This window comes from Rosistilla oblonga, from assembly GCF_007751715.1.
In the GTDB taxonomy this organism is placed as follows: domain Bacteria; phylum Planctomycetota; class Planctomycetia; order Pirellulales; family Pirellulaceae; genus Rosistilla; species Rosistilla oblonga.
The window spans coordinates 20,482-40,265 of record NZ_CP036292.1 but is presented as its reverse complement, the minus strand read 5'-3'; the positions used below and the strand labels follow the sequence as shown (position 1 = coordinate 40,265).

Below are 19,784 nucleotides of genomic sequence, written 5' to 3'. Positions count from 1 at the left end.
ACCGCGGTAATCTTGCTGGCGATCCCTTGCGATATCTCCTTTCGGTTGCCCTCTGTCCGATGCTGCGCTCCTGCTGCATCGGATGGTGTCCGCACCGCAATCTGTCCCGCTGCGCTCGTGGTGTGATCGGTCACCGGTCCGACCAAACCCGATCGATTGCACCTGCGCAGCGGGGCGTCTTTACTTCACATCGTTCTCCCAAACGGCTTCGATCGACGAAGTCTGCAAAACCTATAGCATCCCATGCGCAAATCTAAACTTTCCAATCCCACCAGCGGCTTTACGTTGATCGAGCTGCTGGTCGTGATCGCGATCATCGGCATCTTAGTCTCGCTGCTGTTGCCGGCAGTCCAATCGGCTCGCGAGGCGGCCCGGCGAATGTCGTGCGGCAATAACTTAAAACAGCTTGCTCTAGCGACCCACAATTACGAGAGCACCTATCGCGTGATCCCGGCGATGACGGGGTCGAGCAGCTATTCGGTCCAAGCCCGCGTGCTTCCCTTTATCGAACAGGGGAATCTGGCGGAGCTGATCGATTTTGAATCGCCGCTGTTAGTCGGTCCGGCCTGGGCCGCTCAGTTTAATCCCGTGCTCCGCGGCGCCATCGAAAGCGTGCTGCCAACCTTTTTGTGTCCCAGCGACGCCGGTGATCCCCAGTTCGCGACGACCTTCGCCGACGGTTCCGCTGGCTACACGGCGGGGCTGACTTATATGTTCAGCTACGGCAGTGGCACCGACACCCATTACGACGATCGCTACCGAACCGACGGCATGGTCTGGACCGATTCGTGGGCCGGGTTCAAAGATTGTCTCGACGGCACCAGCCACACGGTTCTGATCGCGGAAACCGTTCTTGGTGACCAAACCAGCGGCGAGACCGAACCATCGCCAACCGGTCCACAGCGTCGGATCGCCAACTGGGGCGGCACCTCCAGCAATCCCAGCGGCGCTGGTTTTATGAGCGGCGGGGCGTTGATTACCAATCCCGATCTGCAGGCGGTCGTTCCGGCAAGCATCACTTCGTATCAAGGGAATCGGGGCGCGTCGTGGATTCGCGGCGTCCCTTATGCGACGGTCATCAACGGCTACATGTCACCCAACTCCGACCTGCCCGATGTCGGCATGCACGGCCGCGGTTTCTACAGCTCCCGTTCGTACCATCCCGGCGTGGCTGGACATGCGATGCTCGATGGCAGCGTCCGCTTCATCGGCGATTCGATCGATCTGCCAACCTACCACGCAGCCTATTCGCGGGACGGTGGCGAGGTGGTGCAGTTGCCATGATCAAAACCATTTCGTTGTCCATTTTTTGTTCGCTGCTCGCGATTGTCGGATGCAGCGATTCATCCAGCGAATCGGCGAATCAGTCGCCCACGATCATCGTGCGTTACCAAGGCGATCCGTTGGCAAACGTTCGCGTTCAGCTGCACGATTCCGAATCGGGACCGGTCGTCGCCGCTGCGATCAGCGACCAGGCAGGCCAAGCCCGATTCAAGCAGCTGTCGCCGCCTGGCGGTCCCCAACATTTCGTCTCCGCCGAATCGATCAGCGATGGCGGCTGGATCCTCGACCCAAAACTGGGTAAGCCCGCGACAAGCGGTTTATCGATTCCATCCTTCGACTCAACTTCACAACAACACCATGAACTGGACCTGCCACCGTCGGCGGTCCGTCTACTGACTCGCAAAAAAAGGTAATCCACAATGAAAACGATCTTCCAACGAAGCTGCCTGTTGCTTGGTTTGGCCCTGGCCTGTTGCGGCACCGCCGATGCTCAAGGTCGCACGCGAGCGCGACTCTTTTGGCAAGACGATGCCGACGCCACGGTGCGCTACGGCGACTTTAAACGACAAGGAAACGAATACTCTTTAGAGGCGAAAACCATCGACGGCTTTCCAGCCTTGGATGTCGAGGAGCAGTCGCTGGTGCAGATGCAAGCCGACAGCGGTTTGATCTTGATCGGTGTCCGCGATCAAGCCGACGGGACGATCGGCAGCGGTTGGGTCGCTATCGAATCGGGCGGTGTCGAAGAACCGCATGGCGATCACTCGCATTGGAAGTTCCCCAGCGGGCCGAGTGTACTGCGGCAGGTGATCGACACCGAACAGGGTAACCCCGCCCATCTGTACCACTACGGCCGCTCTTTCGTCCTGGCGAACGACAAGAGCAGCGGGATGACGATCACCAATGCTCAGCGGCTACGCGATCCAAAGCCGTCGGCCGATCGGACCACCTTTGTTTTGGGAGGGGGCGGGCATATCACGCTGGCGATTGCCGAGGACCACGTTGCGTATTCGACTTGGATCGATCGGAGCGGTGAGAACAGTGGCCGCGTCGACGTCGTCGGGCTCGGTTCCAACTACGGTAAACGATACGAGATCCGATGTCCTTCAGGCGGTCTGCACGGCGCGACGATCAACGAAGGGAAAGTCTTCTTGGCGCCCGCCGATGGCGTCTGTTGGGTGCCAGCCGATATGCAGATGACCGGCAGCGCCGACGACGTGGAAGTCAAACACTTGGCGATCGGCAAAGGTTCCGAGGACAAGCCGCTGCGAACCGGAGCGTTTGCGAACCTGAAGAACCACGTTCTATTCACCGCGGGAAAAGAGGCGGATTGTCGATTGTGCTGGATCGACGCCAGCAGTCCCTCGCCCGCGATCTCCACACTTTTGATCGCTCTTGACGAAGCGGAAGGGCTGTCGACACCGGTTGTCGTCGAGACCCGAGACCGTCGCAAACTGGCGCTCACATTTGCCGAGAACCGATCGGATTCGTCGAAGGATCGATTGATCGTCGTCGATCTCGACCCGAACGACGACGGCAACTTCAGCGATGCAAAACAGGTGCAATCGATCGCCGTTGGCCCCAATCAAATCGAAGGGCATTCGGGGCATCACACCGTCACCGTCCTGCCCGGACGCCGCCAAGTCGCGTTGACCAACCCAGGTGAAGGAAGTATCTGGATCGTCTCGTTGACCGACTTTAAGGTAGCGGCCAAGTTCGAAGTCCCCGGCACACCCACGCGTCTAATCGCGCTAGGCGGCTGATCCTTTTATTCGAGGAACGCTGGCTAAAGAAGGCGCAGTGAAAAGCCCCAACAGAAGCTGCCGGAAGGCGGATGTGGGGCGACATCAGCCGTGGGTGGTGGCGGTGCTTTCTGTTGGGGCGGGGCGCGTGGTGGAGAGATTGATCGCGCGAGCGGACGGTTCGAGTGAACTAGGTTCCTTTTAGTTCGCGGCCGACCTGTTTGCGGATCTCGTACATGATCATCTGCTCTTCGGTCATCTCTACCTGAGCCGTGGGGCGAGGTTGAGCCGATGGTGCGGAGGTGTTTGCCGCGGCGACGACGGGGATGACGTAGGTGCTACCCGAGAGTGCGGCCAGAAAATAGCGAGATAGTGAACGTGACATCTTTTAGGCTCTCCATTGAAAGGGGGTTTCCTTGAAGCCAATTCTTGGAACGGAGAGAGCCTTCATGCACAGGGCGGACCAAACGCGAAACGCTCGCCGTAAAAACCCGCTAGCCTTCGCGCAAACCTAGCGTTTTGCGAGGCCAAATCATTTGGATCGGCTCGCCAGCGGGCAGCTTGCAATTCGAGAGGCAGACGGAAACGGCGGATAAAAAGTGAACGCCACGGATAAAGAGTGGCCACAATCTACCGGCGGAAATCACTTCGGCCGCCGTCGGTTGCCTGCAATCACTTCTAGTGAGGATTCGGTGAATCGCGAACCGCTAGTTTTCCGTTACCGAAGCGGAGCGCTCGACCGACATGCCGAGGGATTCGAGCCGGGCGCGGAGCGTCGTGCGGGTGATTCCCAGTCGCTTAGCAGCTTGGGTTAAGTTGCCATCGGTGTGCCGGAGCACTTCGGCAAAGATCTCCCGCTCGGCGATGCTGACCAGATCGCGGTGAATATCTTCGCTGCCCGCTTGCAGACGTTGCCGCGTCATCTCGGCAAAGTTGAAGGTGTTGGTCGTCGAGCCGGTCGATGTCGAAACGCGACCGCTTTCGTGAGCCGCCGGTTCGCGGATCACATCGGGAAGAAACGCCGGGACAATCACGGGGCCGGTCGCTTCGAGCAACACGTGTTTGACGGCGCTCTGCAATTCGCGGACGTTGCCGGGCCAGCGGTATTGCGTCAATAGATTCATCGCTTCTTTGGCGAATCCGCTGATCTGTTTCCCTAGTTCGGCGGCAAAGCGATTCAAGAAGTGATTCGCCAACAGCGCGATGTCGTCGCCGCGTTCGCGCAGCGGTGGAAGTTTGATCGTGTAGACGTTCAAGCGGTAGAACAGATCGCTGCGGAAGTCCTTGCTCTCGATCGCTTGTTCCAGATCGCGATTGGTCGCCGCGATGATCCGCGCGTTGGTGTGGATCGTTTCGCTGCCGCCAACACGTTCAAAAGTTTGGTCCTGCAAGACACGCAAGATCTTGGTCTGCATCAACGGCGTCATGTCGCCGATCTCGTCGAGAAAGAGCGTGCCGTCGTTGCAAAGTTCAAACTTGCCGACCCGCTTTCGTTCGGCTCCCGTAAACGCTCCCTTCTCGTGGCCAAAGAGTTCGCTTTCGAGTAATTGTTCGGGGATCGCAGCGCAATTGATCGCTAGAAAGCGGCCGGCGGCGCGGCTGCTGTATTGATAGATCGCCCGGGCAATCACCTCTTTACCTGTTCCACTTTCACCCAGGATCAACGCGGTCACGTTTTGGCCGGCGACGCGGCCGACCGAACGATAAACCTCTTGCATCGCCGGGCAGGCACCGATCAACAGGTCGGTCGACGCAGCGACAGCTTGATCGTCGGCCGACGGATCGGGAACCATCGCGGGAGTTCGCGTCATGCGACTCGTTTCGGCGGCGTCGCAGACTAGCGGAATCAGGGTGTCGGGATCCAACGGTTTGAGAATGTATTCGAACGCCCCTCGCTGCATCGCTTCGATCGCGGTTCCCGCTGTGCCGCGGCCGGTCATCAGAATGATCGGCACCTTGGGGTCGATCCGGTGCAGTTTTTCAAACGCCTCCATCCCCGACATGTCGGGTAAACGAATGTCGCACAGCACGACGTCCGGTGGCGATTCGAGGAACGCGGCGATCCCATCTTCGGCCGTCAAGCTGGAGATGACTTGGTCGCCGGGAAACGCCAGCGCGATCGTTTCGCAGATCAGAGGTTCGTCGTCGATAATCAGTAGTTGCATCATGCCGTGGCTCGTTGCTGCTCGTTCGACTCTTCTCGGATCCAAGCGGGGATTGCCAGGACGCGAAGCCCGCCCACCAAGGGCGATCGCTACGCGTCCAGAACGTTTCGGAGCATGTTTAAAAGTTGTTCGTCGGTATAAGGTTTGGGAAGGAAGCCGTCGACGTCGACCAGCCGGCCACCGCTGCTGCCTGGCCGTCGCAAGCCGCTGCTGGCGATCACTCGCACGTTCGGGTTGAGCTCGCGGAGAGCGTCTTTGGTGTCCAACCCATCCATCCCTGGCATCATCATATCAAGTAACACGCAATCGATCTCATCGCCGCGGCTCTGGAAAACGGCGACAGCTTCGGCGCCGCTGCGAGCTGCGACCGTGCGGTAGCGATTCGATTGCAGCGTCTCGCACGAGGTTTCCACGATCAGCGATTCATCGTCGACGATCAGGATCAATTCGCCATTGCCTCGAGGCGGCTGGTGGTTTTCGACCCTCGCGGCGGGAACCTTCGGCTGCGTTAGTTTCGACGAGGGAAGATAGACGGAAAAGATCGTCCCGGCCAGCGGTTCGCTGTAGACGGTGACATCCCCGCCGAAGGATCGCACGATTCCGAGCGTCGTCGCCAGCCCCAGCCCCGTTCCTTTGCCCTGAGCTTTTGTCGTGAAGAAAGGGTCGAAGATCCGTTCGATCACCTCATTGGGAATCCCTTCTCCGCTGTCGGCAACCGTCAGCAGCACATGTGGACCCGCGTTGAGGTTATCGCTGTGTGAGGCACGCGAAGGGTCGACATAAAAGTTTTCGACTTGGATGTCCAACCGGCCGCCGCCGGGCATCGCATCGCGGGCGTTGATCGCCAGGTTCATCAGCACCTGCGACAGTTCGGTGCTGTCGGCGTGGATCAAATCGAGCTTGTCGGGGATGCTGATCTGCAGGTCGATCGTCTTCTGCAGCGTGTGGCTGAGGATCTCTTCCAGCTCGCTAAGGATCTCGCGCAGGTCGACCTCCTCGCTTTGCGATTGATCGCCGCCAGCAAACGCCAGCAGCTTTTGAATCATCTGCGCTCCACGCTGGGCACTGGTGACGATCGTGTCGTGCAAACGGCTTGCGTTGGGACTGCCCTGTTTCAGCAGCTTGCCACTCATCAAGATCGGGGTCAGGACGTTGTTCAGATCGTGCGCGACACCGCCGGCCAACGTACCGATACTTTCGAGCCGCTGACTGCGACGCTCTTTCGCCTCTTCCCGTTTACGGTCGGAGACATCGATACTCAAAATCAGCTGAGCCGTCGGTTCTCCCTGTTCGTTCCGCAGTAGCGATCGCCGTTGTTCGACAATCCGTTGGCGGCCATCGGCTGTCCGCTGCGTAAATTCGGCTGAGTAGTCCCCCGCGGCCAGCGTGGCATCGCGGCCCGCATCCCACAGCGGGCGATCGTCGGGGAACAATAGCTGTGCCGCGTTCTTGCCAAGCGCTTCGGATTTGGACAATCCGTACAATCGATGAGCACCTTCGTTCCACGACAGGATCTGATCGTCTTTATCACAGACCAAAACCGCGTCGCGAACCTGATCTAAGATCAGCGTATGCTGTCGCAGCTTGGCGTTCAGGTCGCGCGATTGGCTGACGTCGGCCAGGATCAGCGTTAGGAAATCCTCCTCGCCCGACCGCGTCTTAGTGATCTCTCCCTGGCAGGGAAACTCCTCGCCATTGCTGCGCAGCCCGACGCCGTCGGTGAACGGCATCGACGCTTCCGACGATTCGAGGAAGTCCTGCACCCGATGGCGGAAGGCTTCTCTGCGCTGGTGAGGAACAAAATTCAACAGCGATTGTCCGACCGACGTCGCGCTATCGATGCCCCACATCGCCGCCGCGGCAGGATTGGTCAAACGGATCCCCAAGTCGCGGTTGAACGCGATGATCCCATCGTTGGCCGAATTGATGACGGCGGCGAGTTCGGACTGTTTTGCATCGAGCCGCGTTTCGGCGCTGTCCCGTTTCTTGCGATCGACGTGCGCGACAAAGCCGGCGATCACGATCAATCCCAACGCGATCGCATGCCCAGCCATGATCGCCGTTCGCGACACCTCCGCATCGTGTTCGGAGGCCGCTTCGCGTTGCTGCAACAACTCCCCTTCATGGGTCAGGATTTGTTTGGCGACATCTCGCAACTTCTCCATCGTCCCTTCCCCTTCGCCCGACTTCACGATCTCGATGACCTGATCGCCGATCGATTCGTTGGGGGCTTCGCTGCGCAACTGGATCGTATGGGCGAGGTATTCGTGCTTTTCTTCGACCAATTGTTGCATCTCATCGAGATGCTTCAGCTGGATCGGATTGTCGGCCGTCAGATCTCGCAGTCGGGCGAAACCGGCTTGGATCTGTTCGACGCCGATCCGATAGGGCTCCAGATAGATCGGATTGCCGGTCAACAGATATCCCCGTTGCCCGGTTTGCATGTCTTTGACCGACGAGAGCAGTTGGTGCGTCGCTTCGCGAACGGCATGCGATTTGGCGATCCGTTGCTCGACTTCGCGAACGGCAAAGGTGTTGCGAAAGGTCACGATGCCAAAGACAGCAACGGCGATGAAGGAGGCGATGATCGCCAGGGTGAGCCAATAGTTGCGTTTTGTTCGAGACATGCATTTGACTTTCGTAGCCGCTTGCGGTCGATGGGGAGCGGGTATCCCGGCGAAGTGGACGCCGCTTTGTCGTCGCTGGCACGCGATGTGCTAATTCACTAGAGGCTGGCATCGATGCTTACATTTTTCCATCTTTCTCTTGTCGGAGCCACAGGTGATTACTCGAAACAAACGGATGCAGGCGGCCAATGCGATCGACGCCGCTTACGAAAAGGGGCGGAATCGATGGCGGGGATGCGATTGGACCACGTCGTTTGGTTCGATGGGCTTGGATCTCAATGGGATGAAGCCGCATCAAACGCGATGGCTGGCCGGTGCCACGTCGGGAGAGGAAGCAAAACACTGGGAACAGGCAGCGGAGTGGTTGGCTCGCGTCGCCCGCGATGCTCAACAGGCGGAGGCTGCTGCGACCGAAGCCGCCGCGTTGTGGAAAGCCGGCGAGCGAACGCTGGCGTTGGAAAAGATCCAGGCGGCTGTTGCGTTGGAGGCTCGCTATCGGAATCCCTTCGTCTGGAAACCACTGCTGCACGCGATCGCCGATTCGACCCGACTGAACCCCGCGCCGCGGTGGGCAAGTTCTGGCCGGGACGTACAAAACTCAGCCGGTTTCATGGCAAAAAATGGGTAACCATTTGGAGCCGCTGGAAGAGTACGCTTCTTGCAGTTCCTATATGTAGACGGCAGGCGACGTCGCGAGGATCAGCGCACGGAATATCGCTAACTCTGCCTGCCTCGGCAACGAAGTGATCTCGATGTTGGGCTTCACTTATGTTGTCGAAGAATCGGTAATTATCGGTAAGGCGAGCCCCACGTACCGAAGCGAACTACAGCTACAGGCTCAAATCTCGCCACCGCCTGAACTCAGCGACCACCATCGTTGTTATCCGGTAAACGATGATTGGCGGTGGAGAGCGGCGGTTTCTTTTCTTCGATCGAGTTTTCAGATGGCGCTGGCATTGGCTATGGAGCGAGTCGGGGAACATCCATTTGGCGCATCGCCTTGTAGGTTGCTACCGGTCCCGACAGCTTCGGCTCAGCCCCTTCCAACGCATTCATCACAAATTTGACAACGTCCCGTCGGATCCCGCGCCGCGAGAACTCTTTCAGCGCATGGTGAGCAACGCGGTGAAACTCTCCCGAACGGCTCGAACGAATCAGTCCCCCGAGCACCGCCGATAAACCATCTTCTCCCATTCCGGCAACGCCTTCGGCTGCTACCCAAGCGACATCGCTGTCGCTGTCGTCCATCGCATGGACCAGCGGCGACGACGCAGCCGAATCACCGATCTCCGACAATGCCTTGGCCGCTTCCCAACGGACCTGGTGACGTCGGTCGTCCAAACTCGCGATCAATGCGACCATCACCTCCTCACCCTTGGAATCGACCAATGCCTGCCGTGCCCTCTCGCGAACGACACCGTCGGGGGAAGCGAGCCGCCCGATCATCGACTTGATTTCCGATGGATTCATGATGTTTGATCCCTTTTGGTACGAGACGTTCTAGCGAGCCGCCCGATCAGAATAGACCGCCAGCCGATGTGCGTTGCACACTTCAACTAACCGATGCAAATAGCGGGCCGCCGGTCGGTTTCAAGGGGCTGGAATATCAAACGTCAATAAAACGGAGTGTCTCACCTAAGTCTGCCTGGTTAGAAAATGGCCGCGCCGATAACACTCTGTACCGCTGCCCCGTTCGATACCAACTGTGGCGTTGTCCGTTTGGGGTTTTCCAGCGTTGGTACGACGTGTGCACTCGATTGCATCGGTTTTCAACCGATGAGCATGCGTTGTTAAACTCAATCTTCAACCCTTCTGCACAGGAGTATCGACATGTCATTTGTTATTACCGAGCACGCCGAGGGACAGGTGGTCGAGATCCAGTTGACCGGCAAGTTGTCCAAGGAGGCGTACGAGAAATTTGTGCCGATGACCGAAGCGAAGATCGCCGAATACGGGAAGGTGCGGATGCTGGTGATCATGCACGATTTCCACGGCTGGGAAGCGGGAGCGTTGTGGGAGGACATCAAGTTCGATTTCAAGCACTTCAACCACATCGAACGGCTCGCCATCGTAGGCGAATCGAAGTGGGAAAAGGGGATGACCGTCTTCTGTCGCCCCTTCACCACCGCCAAGATCAAATACTTCGATCACGACGAGATCGGTGCGGCCCGCGAGTGGATCCACGAATCGAACGACTGAGTCTTTGTTCCCACCAAGAAGGTGACGAGACGACGCGGCGAATGGACCATAGCGAACGCGATGTCCGTGCAAGCTTAAGGATTGACTCGCCAGACGCCGCGGGGGTTTCGTTAATTCAATCGTTGTTGTCTCTCCAATCCGGTAGTACGATGGTGTTCCATTTGTGTGGTGCACTTCGGGATACATGAGCGATGCAAGCGAACTTGGTTCTCACCTCCGCCATTCTCATTGCGGCAACTTTCCCAATCGCTGTACGCTCGGCCGAGCCAGTCGTGCAATTCACTGCTGGCGAGGAAGGAGTCGATGGTGCAGAGATCGTTTACAACGGCCAAGCCGCCGCCGATGGACGGATCGTGCTCGACGCCACCAACGGCTTCTTCGATGAAAGGACCTTCATCGCTTCTGGCCCCCAACCGATGCTGCCCGAAGATGATGGTCTGATCAACGCTTCGTTTGAATCGCTGCAGTTCAGGGATCCCAAGCGATCGGGAGCGGCACGATGGCATGTCTGGATTGAAACGCCCGGAACGATTGAAGCCAAGTTGTTCCTTGATTCCCCGCCGCAAACCCAGTGGCAGCTGCAGATTGGCAGCGAAGCACAGACGCTGACTGTCGACGTTCAATCTGCCCAGCCGCCCGCCGCCCCTTCGCTATCGTTTGAAGTGAAACAAACAGGAAAGCTGGTCATCCAATTAGGTTGTTTGACCAGGCCGCTGCCGATGCAAGCAGAGATCGAGCGGATCGAATTAACCGGCCCGGTGATTCGCGACGCCAAATTACTGCGAGTCCGTTGGCGTCCAGCGGCGGTGCACACGCGCTACTACGCTCCACCAGAATGTCGTGAACCGACGATGTGGGTTTTCGAAACCGAATGTGTCACGCCGGTTTCCAGTTATTCACCGATCACAACTCCCTTCGGCTATTTCGGGACAAGCTTTATCGACGGAAAGATCCCCTGCGGTGCTGGCTACAACTTTTCGATGTGGGCTGCAAACAACAAAGCTGACGAAGCACCAACGCTGGAAGCGATGCCGCAGTTGATCGCCACCGGGCATCCCGAAGCGACGTTCAGTAGTTTTGGGCACGAGGGAACCGGACTGAAGCTTCGCGATGCTGTCGTCCATCCAAACGGAGCCGACCGAGCGATTCAAGCGATGCGGATGACTTCCGATGCTGGCGTCGATACGTTTTATGGATATGTCTACAACGAAGATCGGCAGCGTTGGCGATTGTTCGCCGTCGGTAGCAAACCGCAGAGGACGCCCGGTAGACCATCCGATATGACATCGACCGGTTCGTTCTGCGAGGTTCCTGGACCGCCAAACGTTCAAAGAACCGGCGACGTGAAACGCGTGATTCGGCGCCGCGGCTGGTTCTATGGCAGCGACCGACGTTGGCACCTCGCCGATATGCCAACTCCCTCCGTGCAAGCGAAGTCTCCGCGAGCGAGACAGGACCGCGCTCGTCTGGCTCAAGGCCTATTGCCAATCGCACTCAACCAGTACAGTCGCCGTGCAGAGAACTATCTCACCGAGGGCTGGATCGAATCGGCGACAGGCGGGATGGAATGTTATCGTGCGGATCAAACCAGCGATCCGTCGAATCGACACGCGAAGGTAAGTCTGCCGGAATATCTTGCCACAGATAAAATAGCACAACGATTTGCACTCCCCATCGAGTTTGCGGAATCCCGAACAAGAACGGTAACTGCGCAAACAGCAACGATCGAATATCGATTGCCGCGAACCGGCGAGGATGCAACGGCGGTGCTGTATTATGGAACTCGGGACTGTATGACTTTCCGTCGCCCCAACAAAGTTGGAGCCGCCGGCGTGCAACGCGATGTCTTTGATAAATCGCGAACGTGGCAATCCGCGACGCCACCACAACCGGTTCGCAGCGGAAGCAACAAATTCACGCTCGACAACTTGGATCCTGGAACAACTTATTACTACCGGTTGTTTGTATCCAACACCGAAGGTCAAAGCTGGGATTTCCGTTCTAGTAGTTTCAGCACTCTTGATTAATGGCGTCGAATCCGACGCGAGTATCAACAACTCCTATCGTCGCACGCCTCCGCGGCCCTCGCGCTTCGCAATCGCAGATCGGTTCGGCATCGCGCCGCAATTCCTATATATCGGCCGTTGCCGACACAATAAACGGGATGCTTTCCTAGCACTCAATGATGGTTTGAAACCATCGCTCTAAACCATCACTGATGTGTCTGTGGATTTGAAAACTCGGGGACAAGATGCAGCTGTGATGAAAAATTGCGGGAAATACTAACAATGAAATTCCAGGGGTCGAAATCGACTAGACCATGGTTCGCAAAGCGGCAACTGTTTATCTCCGATAAGTTCGTACGGTTTGCCACATTATGGTCCGGTTGGCTCAATCGTCAGTTTGGAAATGTAAACATCCTCACATAGTTTTTCTACCAAAGAGCACGATTTGGCGGGCAGTATTTCCCACATCGATATCGCGGCATCCACCGATTCACCGACGGTTTGCTGCCCTATTCTCAGCTGAACACGATGTGTTTTCCCGCAGCCCCCACCAGAAACCACGCATTACCCAGAATGCGGGCCTACGGTTATTGGTGCCGTGACTGGCTGCACCGCGGTGCAAATATTCAAGTCCATTGAGTGACACCGTCGTTCGCTGATGTAAATCTGACAGCGTGATCGGTCGTAGGAGCTTTCGTCACCTATCCCAATGGTCTTAAAAAACTGTCGCTCTCAAGCCATGCTAAGAAATTAACAACATGTTGCGTACACACTGCGTCGTCGCTTTCGAATCACATTCGTTGTCCGATCGTTTAGAACAGAGCCTCAGACAGGTTCAAATGACCTGCACTCGCGTTCCTACGGTTCAATACGAAACGATCGTCTCGGCCTCGAAGAAGAACGCATCGACGGGGTTTGTCTTTCTGCAACTGTCCGATTCAACAAACAACTTGAAATCGTTGATCCATCGTTTGCGTTCGGCTTTGGATACCCGAATCGTGGTTGTCGGTAACGCTACCACCGGACGCCAAGTGATCGAGATCATCCGCGCCGGCGCCGATGATTTTGTCGATGAGAAAGATGACCTGCGACGCGAACTGGGACTGCTGCTGAAACGCGCAGCGCCGAGCGGTATGCAAAACCAACGCAAGTCGGAATTGATCACCGTCACGTCCAGCTGTGGTGGTTGCGGCGCAAGTTCTTTAGCTGTCAATATCGCTGCCCAATACGCTCACAAATATGGAGAGTGTGGATTGGTCGACCTGCAGATGCACGGAGGTGATTTGGCGACGCTGCTGCGGCTGACTCCTCGGCACACAATCTCAAAAATGTTAGCCAACAATCACCCGTTGGCTCCCGAAATGGTCCAACAAGCGCTCACCAAACATGAAACGGGGATCAGTTTGTTGGCGGGCGCCGATCCACTGTCCAACTTGCCGAACAGCAGCCCCGAGACGATCCGGGGCATCGTCCGTTCGATGACAACAAACTTTCAGCGGGTCGTCGTCGAATTAGAAGATATTTCGCATCGCGAACAACTGGCCGCTCTATCGGACAGCGATCAAGTTGTCCTCACGTTCCGCCTGCATTTTCCTGCCCTGGCTCGCGCCCATCGGTTCTTTGAAAGCATCGAACGATTTGGCGTCGACCCCGATAAAGTTCGGATCGTCGCGTCGCAAGTCGGCCAACCCGACGAAGTTCCGATTGGCCAAGCGGAGAAAATCTTCGGTCGCAAAATTGATGCCTGCATCACTAACGACGTCAGTCCGATGAATCGTGCCGTCAATCTGGGAATCCCCGTGGTGCTCGATTCGCCAAAATCGCAGTGCAGTCGAGACTACATGGCATTGGTTCAGTTGTTGGACGGCGAGACGCCTGTGCCAGCAAACACGCGATGGAACGTCGGTGCCCTCTTCAAATCAAAATTTGGTTCTTCGCAACCAGCACCAGCACTCTCCTAATCTCTCTCCTTCACCAAAACGTCTTTGGGATCATTGAACAATGAATCAAGCGACTCTTTCTCCAAGCAACAGCATCGAACGCCGCGAACGTCTGCAACGCGTGCGTGGTGAGATCCATGATCAATTGGTTGCTCGCATCGATATGTCGGCGCTACGCAACATCAAACCCGAATTGATGCGAGAACAGTTGCGTCTGGGCGCTCAAGAACTGTGTCGCTTCCACTCGGATCTGTTGACCCATGCCGAGCAGGAGGAGATCGTCGAAGACCTGCTCTATGAGATGTTGGGTCTCGGTCCGATCGAGGTCTTGATGAACGATCCGACGATCTCCGACATTCTGATCAACGGACCAAGTTCCGTCTTCGTCGAACGCCGAGGGATGTTGGAAGAGACCCAGGTGCGATTCCAAAGCTTGGATCACTTGGTCAATATCGTACAACGCGTGGCCAGTCGCGTCGGTCGGCGAATCGATGAGTCGAGTCCGATGGTCGACGCTCGCTTGCCCGATGGCAGTCGATTAAATGCCGTCATCCGACCGCTAGCGCTCGAAGGAGCATTGGTCTCGATTCGTAAGTTCGCCACACGGCCTATGACAGCGGCCGACTTCGTCAAACGACGCGTGGCGACGCCGGAGATGTTGGGCTTTCTTGCCGCTTGTATCGCCGCGAAGTTGAACATCGTGATCTCGGGGGGCACCGGCAGTGGAAAGACGACGCTGTTGAACATGTTGTCCAGCCATATCCCGAAAGGCGAGCGGATCGCCACGATCGAAGACGCCGCCGAATTGCAGTTGCAACAATCGCATGTCGCCCGAATGGAGACACGTCCAGCGAACCTGGAGGGTCGCGGCGAAGTCACCGCCAGCGACTTGCTGAAGAATGCCCTGCGGATGCGTCCCGATCGAATCATCATCGGCGAATGCCGTGGCGTGGAGGCGTTTGACATGTTGCAAGCGATGAGCACCGGGCACGCCGGCAGCATGACAACGATCCACTCCAACGACACTCGCGATGCAATCAACCGCTTGGAGATGCTGGTCGGTATGGCTGCGCCCGAACTGCCGATGTGGTTTGTCCACCGACAGATTGCGTCGTCGATCAATATCGTGATCCAGACTCATCGAATGGCAGGTGGAACGCGGAAGATCACGCAGATATCCGAGATCACCGGAACACAAAACGACGCGATCAACATGCACGATCTGTTTACTTTTCAACAGACGGGAGTCGGGGAGAACGGGCAGGTTGAAGGTCACTTCGAGGCCAGTGGAATCATGCCGAAGTGCCTCCCACGGCTCAGGTCGGCTGGCGTCCACATCGATGCCGATATGTTCCGGCAACGCCGAATGGAAGTCGATATTGATCAGATGCAAGAGTATCGAATTCAGTAGTTTTCCAGTTTCTAGACCTGCGGCGTTTCGGATTCACCACCATGACTCATCCCCAACTACAGATCATTATTTTCATCAGCAGCACGCTGTTGATCCTTGCACTCGAGAGTCTCATCTACGAGTTGTTCTATCGCTATCGACAACGTGTCGCCCAGCGGTTCAACGACGATCTTGGGCTCTCCGAAGCGCGTGCCACCGATCAGGTGCAATTGTTTCGCAACGTCGCCAGCGTGAAAGAAACGGTTTCGTTACGCGAACGTTGGCAACAGTGTTTGGCGCGACTGCTGGAACAATCGGGCACCCAAATCACGATGCCTCAACTGGTCTATGGCAGCCTCGGCTTGGCTTGTCTGATGGGCGTGATCATGTTTGTCGTCAGCCGCATCTTGCACTGGCCGATCGTTGGTTTTGTCATCGCAGGCTGGCTTGCCGGCGGTCTTGTGATCCCCGCATTTGTCTGGATGCGATACCAATCGCGGCGCGGCAAAATCTATCGTCAGCTCCCTTACACGCTGGAATTGATCAACCGTTCGGTCCGTTCGGGACAAACGATGCCGGCGGCGTTTCAAATGGTTGCCAACGAAGTCGAAGCGCCGTTGGGTGAAGAGTTCGCCTACTGCATCGATCAACAGCACATGGGGTTGAGCATCGAAGTCGCCGCCCGCAGCCTCGCATCGCGAACCGAAATTGTCGAATTGCAGATCTTCGCTGTCGCCCTCACCATCCATGCTCGCACCGGCGGCAGTTTAGCCGATCTGTTGGACAACCTTTCCGATACGGTGCGGCGTCGTTTAAAGCTGCAGATGAAGGTTCAAGCGTTGACGGCGGAAGGACGTTTGCAGGCGACCACGCTGGTGCTGTTGCCGATCGTTTCGTTGATCGGGTTGGCGATCCTCAATCGTCCCTACGTAAGCACTTTGTTTGAAACGCCATCGTTATTGGCACTGGCTGCGGGGGCTCAATGCCTTGGCGGTGTGTGGATTTATTACACAACGCGGATTTCATATTAGGAGGCTCAAACCATGCTCACCGTGTTCACCATCTTTGCGTTCATTTCGGTCAGCCTGTTCGTCTATTGTTTGGCCCTGCCGTTTTGTGGCCACGACAGCGCGATCGATCGGCGATGCGAATCGTTGACACGTAAATCGGAGACGATTTCGACGGAGTCGGGCGAAGGGGGATCGATCTTTCGAGAAAGCTCCGCCGAGCGGAACGCCAAGCGGCAGCAACCGCTTCGCAGCCGATTGATCGGCCTGCTGGCAGCTCGTCCCGACGATTGGAAACGCTTGCAAAAACTGCTTTCCCACGCCGGATTTTATCGTCACTCGCACCTCGTCCGCTGTATTGCCATGACCTACGCGTTGGCCGCGGCGCCACCGATTGCGCTGTTGGCGATGGCGTTTACCGGAGGCGTTGGATATGGAACGGCACTTGCCGCCGGAGCGTTGTTTGGTTTCGTCGGCTTGCTGATGCCGCAGGCTTGGCTGGGACGCCGCGTTCGCCAACGGCACGTCGCGTTTTGCAAAGGCCTGCCCGATTTCCTCGACCTGACTTCGGTCTGCCTGCGCGGCGGTCTCAGCCTGCACGCAACTCTGCCTCAGGTTCATCGCGAACTGCAGCAGGCTCATCCGGTGATGGGAGATGAGCTGAGTATCGTGCAGAGCGAGATGGCACTGGGATCGTCTCCCGAAGCCGCACTGCAGCAGTTTGCGACCCGCACCGGATACGAACCGCTTCGCACGCTGAGCACCTTTGTGACGCAGTCGCAGAAGATCGGTACCGAGTTGTGCGAATCGATCAAGGTGCTCAGCGAGACGTTGCGCGAACAGCGTGAAATGGATGCCGAGGAGTCGGCACAAAAAGCGGGCGTCAAAGTCCTGCTGCCCACGATGCTCCTGATTCTGCCAGCGACGTTTGTCGTCTTGGCTGGGCCCGCAGCGATTGAGGTGTGCCGTGCGTTTTCCAAATAGAACACGAACAAAGCCAACTGATTTGCAGTCCTCGCGACGCCGATCGCCACGACATGCGGTGGCGGCGATCGAGCTTGCGATCGCGCTGCCGATGTTGATGCTGTTCACGCTCGCTTGCGCCGACCTTGGGCGTGTGATTCATCTGAAGGTCGCGTTGTCCAACGCCACCCGTGTCGCTGCCGAATACGGAGCGATGCGCAAGGTAACGTCGATCAATCGCGACGAATGGACCGCGGGGATTCAACAGGCATTCGCGTCGGATCTGCAAGCGACAGCAGCCTTCGCCGACATCGAAACCACCGTCCAGGCGGATACCGAAGAGGGTGAATTGGGTCTGTATCGCGTGCGTGTCGAGTCGCAGTGTGAGTTTGTGCCGGCTGTCGATTGGCCTGGCCTCCCCTCGTCAATCGATTTGCAAGCGTCCGTTGTGATGCTGCAGCTTCGCTAACCTTCGCTGGAGTATCGATCGATGCACCGTAAATTAAATCGTTGTGCTGTCTCGCGTCGCCGCGGAGCCTACACATTAGAAGTCGCGATCACGATGTTGATCTTCCTAGGGGCGCTGCTCGCGATGTTGGAGTTTGCTCTGGTCTCGCTGCGTTACAACGCGTTGGGAGAATCGGCGCGGCGGATCGCTAGAGTTGTGATCGTTCGCGGTGAACAAGCGGCTCCCGAACAGAGCGTTCTGGGGCCGGCAGCCTATGTTGGCACCGCGGATGACAGCTCCGATATCGCCGCTGCGGCGCGTCAGCTGTTGGTGACGATGCCGCTGGAAGATGTCGACATTCGAGTCGAGTGGCTCGATGCGGACACGCGTGAAGGGGACCGCGTGTCGATTCAACTCTCCTACCTCCACAACCCCATCCTGCCGGGATTGCTGGGATCTGCCAAGACGCTTTCTGCGACAACTGTAACGAGGATCGTCCATTGAACACGCACGCCAAACAACCGTCGTCTCTCCCAGCACGCCAGATCAAACCGGCGGCGCGAACGGGCAAGGTCTTCGTCTTTTTGTGCGTTGCCCTGCCGGGCGTGTTTGCTGTCTTGGCCCTCGTTTTTGATGCCGGCTTATTGATGACAGCCTCGCGCGACTACCAGAACACAACCGACGCAGCAGCTTATGCCGCGGCGACGTGGACGATGATGGGAGGGGACGAGAATTCGATCAACACGATCAGCTCGGAATACGTTCAATCGCACAACGCGTTGCCCGGCGCTAATGTGACCACCAACAGCCCGCCCAGCTCGGGCCCCTACCAGGGAGTTGCAGGATTCTCCGAAGTGATCGTCCAGGGTGAGAGCCCCAGCTATTTTCTGCAGCGGTTTGCGGCAGGCGGACAGCAGTCGATTACGACCCGAGCTGTGGCGGGAACCAAAACCGCGACCTCGCCCGCAGCGATCATGCTGCTGGACGCCGATCCCGCACCGATCACCGTCGCGTCGATCTTGAGCCTTCCGCTCTATCCGAGTCTGCTCGGCGGTCTGGAAGTCCTGGGGCTCGGCTCGTTGACTGTCGACGGTGCGGTCCTGAGCAACAACACGTGGGGCGGTGTCGATGAATATGGCGAAAAGGCAGGTGAATCCCATGGGCCACCCTATTCAATCGCCTGCACCCCGCTTGTCCCTCTGACGGCTCTTCGGGCCAGCGACATTCGCACCGCCGGCGGCGTCGATCGTCTGCTGCACTACGATGCGCTGCCGGGCCTCGGTGCGCTCAACTTGAGAGCCAATCGGATGCCGATGCCCGATCCGATGGGGAACCTAGCACCGCCGTCGACAGCGTCGGATCCGGACAACGTCGAAGTCGACGATCACGGCGGCGTGATGGTCACGCTGAATATCCTCAAGCCTTTCGGAACGGTTCTCGAGCCGGGCGTCTACGACTGGATCGACGTCACCGCCGGGATCGCTCGTTTTGAACCGGGCGTCTATATCATTCGCGGCAGGCACCCGATCACGGGGATCGCGCTCGGTATCACCGGCGGGATCGTGTATGCCGATGGCGTGATGTTTTATGTGACTAGCAACAGCAACTACGATCCGGCGTCCGGGCTGCCCGACGCAGTGGAGAACCGTGAGGTCGCACCGCCCAATACGATTGGCGCTCAATTGCCCAGCGTGCTGATCTCGCCGCTGCCCGGCAGCCGTCTGTCGGGACTGAACGATCCGAGCAGTCCCTACCACGGAATGCTGGTGTATCAGCGGCCGCGCGATCGTCGGCCGATCACGATCCTCAGCCTGCAGACGCTTGGCATCACCCAGTTCTCCGGAACGGTCTACTCGCGTTGGGGGCACGCGATCCTGGCGGGCAGCGGAACGTTTAACTCCTCCTTTGCCGTCGGGACCATGCGGGTCGTCACGCTCGGCAATATCTCGCTGCGGCCGTCGGGATATTTCCCCGCCGCATCGGATGTGTATCTCGTCGAGTAGCGTTTCGCAA

Annotated in this window: 17 protein-coding genes; 13 read left to right on the top strand and 4 right to left on the bottom strand. The window is 57.6% G+C overall.

All coding sequences use genetic code 11. From position 1 onward, the window contains the following. Positions 1 to 243 precede the first annotated feature (243 nt). The 3 genes from CA51_RS00165 to CA51_RS00155 are packed head-to-tail and all read left to right on the top strand — an operon-like array spanning position 244 to position 3,047. Complete coding sequence (locus CA51_RS00165) at positions 244 to 1,284, top strand: DUF1559 family PulG-like putative transporter (RefSeq protein ID WP_145117145.1); 1,041 nt, start codon at positions 244 to 246, stop codon at positions 1,282 to 1,284. After that, a complete protein-coding gene (locus CA51_RS00160) occupies positions 1,281 to 1,697 on the top strand; it encodes a hypothetical protein (protein ID WP_145117144.1) in 417 nt (138 codons plus the stop codon). Before CA51_RS00165 ends, CA51_RS00160 begins: the two co-directional genes overlap by 4 nt. Before the next feature lie 6 nt (positions 1,698 to 1,703). Then, positions 1,704 to 3,047 (top strand): hypothetical protein, encoded by a 1,344-nt coding sequence (locus tag CA51_RS00155; protein WP_231745901.1) that lies wholly within the window; start codon positions 1,704 to 1,706, stop codon positions 3,045 to 3,047. A 169-nt stretch (positions 3,048 to 3,216) separates the two neighbouring features. On the opposite strand, the gene CA51_RS00150 is transcribed toward CA51_RS00155, so the two are convergent. The 3 genes from CA51_RS00150 to CA51_RS00140 form a co-directional block, all read right to left on the bottom strand. Continuing rightward, entirely contained in the window at positions 3,217 to 3,411 is a 195-nt protein-coding gene (locus CA51_RS00150) for a hypothetical protein (protein WP_145117143.1), read from the bottom strand. Positions 3,412 to 3,733: 322 nt separating this feature from the next. After that, positions 3,734 to 5,194 (bottom strand): sigma-54-dependent transcriptional regulator, encoded by a 1,461-nt coding sequence (locus CA51_RS00145; protein WP_145117142.1) that lies wholly within the window; start codon positions 5,192 to 5,194, stop codon positions 3,734 to 3,736. Between the two features lie 86 nt (positions 5,195 to 5,280). Then, on the bottom strand, positions 5,281 to 7,818 hold the full coding sequence (locus CA51_RS00140; RefSeq protein ID WP_145117141.1) for a CHASE3 domain-containing protein: 2,538 nt from the start codon (positions 7,816 to 7,818) through the stop codon (positions 5,281 to 5,283). Between the two features lie 154 nt (positions 7,819 to 7,972). On the opposite strand from CA51_RS00140, the gene CA51_RS00135 reads away from it, so the two are divergent. Continuing rightward, a complete protein-coding gene (locus CA51_RS00135; protein WP_145117140.1) occupies positions 7,973 to 8,446 on the top strand; it encodes a hypothetical protein in 474 nt (157 codons plus the stop codon). A 332-nt stretch (positions 8,447 to 8,778) separates the two neighbouring features. Here CA51_RS00135 and CA51_RS00130 read toward each other — a convergent pair whose 3' ends face one another. Further along, a complete protein-coding gene (locus CA51_RS00130; protein ID WP_145117139.1) occupies positions 8,779 to 9,288 on the bottom strand; it encodes a HEAT repeat domain-containing protein in 510 nt (169 codons plus the stop codon). A 360-nt stretch (positions 9,289 to 9,648) separates the two neighbouring features. On the opposite strand from CA51_RS00130, the gene CA51_RS00125 reads away from it, so the two are divergent. From CA51_RS00125 to CA51_RS00085, 9 genes are all read left to right on the top strand, one after another. After that, positions 9,649 to 10,017 (top strand): SpoIIAA family protein, encoded by a 369-nt coding sequence (locus CA51_RS00125; protein ID WP_145089011.1) that lies wholly within the window; start codon positions 9,649 to 9,651, stop codon positions 10,015 to 10,017. Between the two features lie 272 nt (positions 10,018 to 10,289). Next, positions 10,290 to 12,044, top strand: coding sequence for a fibronectin type III domain-containing protein (locus CA51_RS00120; protein WP_145117138.1), 1,755 nt, complete (start codon positions 10,290 to 10,292; stop codon positions 12,042 to 12,044). Between the two features lie 737 nt (positions 12,045 to 12,781). Then, positions 12,782 to 13,984 carry a CpaE/TadZ family protein gene (locus CA51_RS00115; RefSeq protein WP_145117137.1) on the top strand — a complete coding sequence of 401 codons (1,203 nt, stop codon included), beginning with the start codon at positions 12,782 to 12,784 and terminating at the stop codon, positions 13,982 to 13,984. Positions 13,985 to 14,024: 40 nt separating this feature from the next. Beyond that, positions 14,025 to 15,374, top strand: coding sequence for a TadA family conjugal transfer-associated ATPase (locus CA51_RS00110; protein WP_145117136.1), 1,350 nt, complete (start codon positions 14,025 to 14,027; stop codon positions 15,372 to 15,374). A 41-nt stretch (positions 15,375 to 15,415) separates the two neighbouring features. Beyond that, positions 15,416 to 16,384 (top strand): type II secretion system F family protein, encoded by a 969-nt coding sequence (locus tag CA51_RS00105; RefSeq protein WP_145117135.1) that lies wholly within the window; start codon positions 15,416 to 15,418, stop codon positions 16,382 to 16,384. Between the two features lie 12 nt (positions 16,385 to 16,396). Then, positions 16,397 to 17,344: a type II secretion system F family protein gene (locus CA51_RS00100; protein WP_145117134.1), complete on the top strand. Its 948-nt coding sequence runs from the start codon at positions 16,397 to 16,399 to the stop codon at positions 17,342 to 17,344. A gap of 22 nt (positions 17,345 to 17,366) precedes the next feature. After that, positions 17,367 to 17,792: a TadE family protein gene (locus CA51_RS00095; protein WP_145117133.1), complete on the top strand. Its 426-nt coding sequence runs from the start codon at positions 17,367 to 17,369 to the stop codon at positions 17,790 to 17,792. Positions 17,793 to 17,813: 21 nt separating this feature from the next. Beyond that, positions 17,814 to 18,275: a TadE/TadG family type IV pilus assembly protein gene (locus CA51_RS00090; RefSeq protein ID WP_145117132.1), complete on the top strand. Its 462-nt coding sequence runs from the start codon at positions 17,814 to 17,816 to the stop codon at positions 18,273 to 18,275. After that, the gene (locus CA51_RS00085) at positions 18,272 to 19,774 is read left to right on the top strand and encodes a pilus assembly protein TadG-related protein (protein WP_197451485.1); all 1,503 of its coding nucleotides are present in this window, start codon (positions 18,272 to 18,274) and stop codon (positions 19,772 to 19,774) included. Before CA51_RS00090 ends, CA51_RS00085 begins: the two co-directional genes overlap by 4 nt. The last annotated feature ends 10 nt before the right edge of the window (positions 19,775 to 19,784 follow it).

Coding starts and splice junctions, on each gene's coding strand:
- CA51_RS00100 (WP_145117134.1), top strand. CDS start 16,397: ATGCTCACCGTGTTCACCATCTTTGCGTTCATTTCGGTCAGCCTGTTC.
- CA51_RS00165 (WP_145117145.1), top strand. CDS start 244: ATGCGCAAATCTAAACTTTCCAATCCCACCAGCGGCTTTACGTTGATC.
- CA51_RS00125 (WP_145089011.1), top strand. CDS start 9,649: ATGTCATTTGTTATTACCGAGCACGCCGAGGGACAGGTGGTCGAGATC.
- CA51_RS00150 (WP_145117143.1), bottom strand. CDS start 3,411: ATGTCACGTTCACTATCTCGCTATTTTCTGGCCGCACTCTCGGGTAGC.
- CA51_RS00105 (WP_145117135.1), top strand. CDS start 15,416: ATGACTCATCCCCAACTACAGATCATTATTTTCATCAGCAGCACGCTG.
- CA51_RS00110 (WP_145117136.1), top strand. CDS start 14,025: ATGAATCAAGCGACTCTTTCTCCAAGCAACAGCATCGAACGCCGCGAA.
- CA51_RS00115 (WP_145117137.1), top strand. CDS start 12,782: ATGTTGCGTACACACTGCGTCGTCGCTTTCGAATCACATTCGTTGTCC.
- CA51_RS00130 (WP_145117139.1), bottom strand. CDS start 9,288: ATGAATCCATCGGAAATCAAGTCGATGATCGGGCGGCTCGCTTCCCCC.
- CA51_RS00140 (WP_145117141.1), bottom strand. CDS start 7,818: ATGTCTCGAACAAAACGCAACTATTGGCTCACCCTGGCGATCATCGCC.
- CA51_RS00145 (WP_145117142.1), bottom strand. CDS start 5,194: ATGATGCAACTACTGATTATCGACGACGAACCTCTGATCTGCGAAACG.
- CA51_RS00155 (WP_231745901.1), top strand. CDS start 1,704: ATGAAAACGATCTTCCAACGAAGCTGCCTGTTGCTTGGTTTGGCCCTG.
- CA51_RS00090 (WP_145117132.1), top strand. CDS start 17,814: ATGCACCGTAAATTAAATCGTTGTGCTGTCTCGCGTCGCCGCGGAGCC.
- CA51_RS00160 (WP_145117144.1), top strand. CDS start 1,281: ATGATCAAAACCATTTCGTTGTCCATTTTTTGTTCGCTGCTCGCGATT.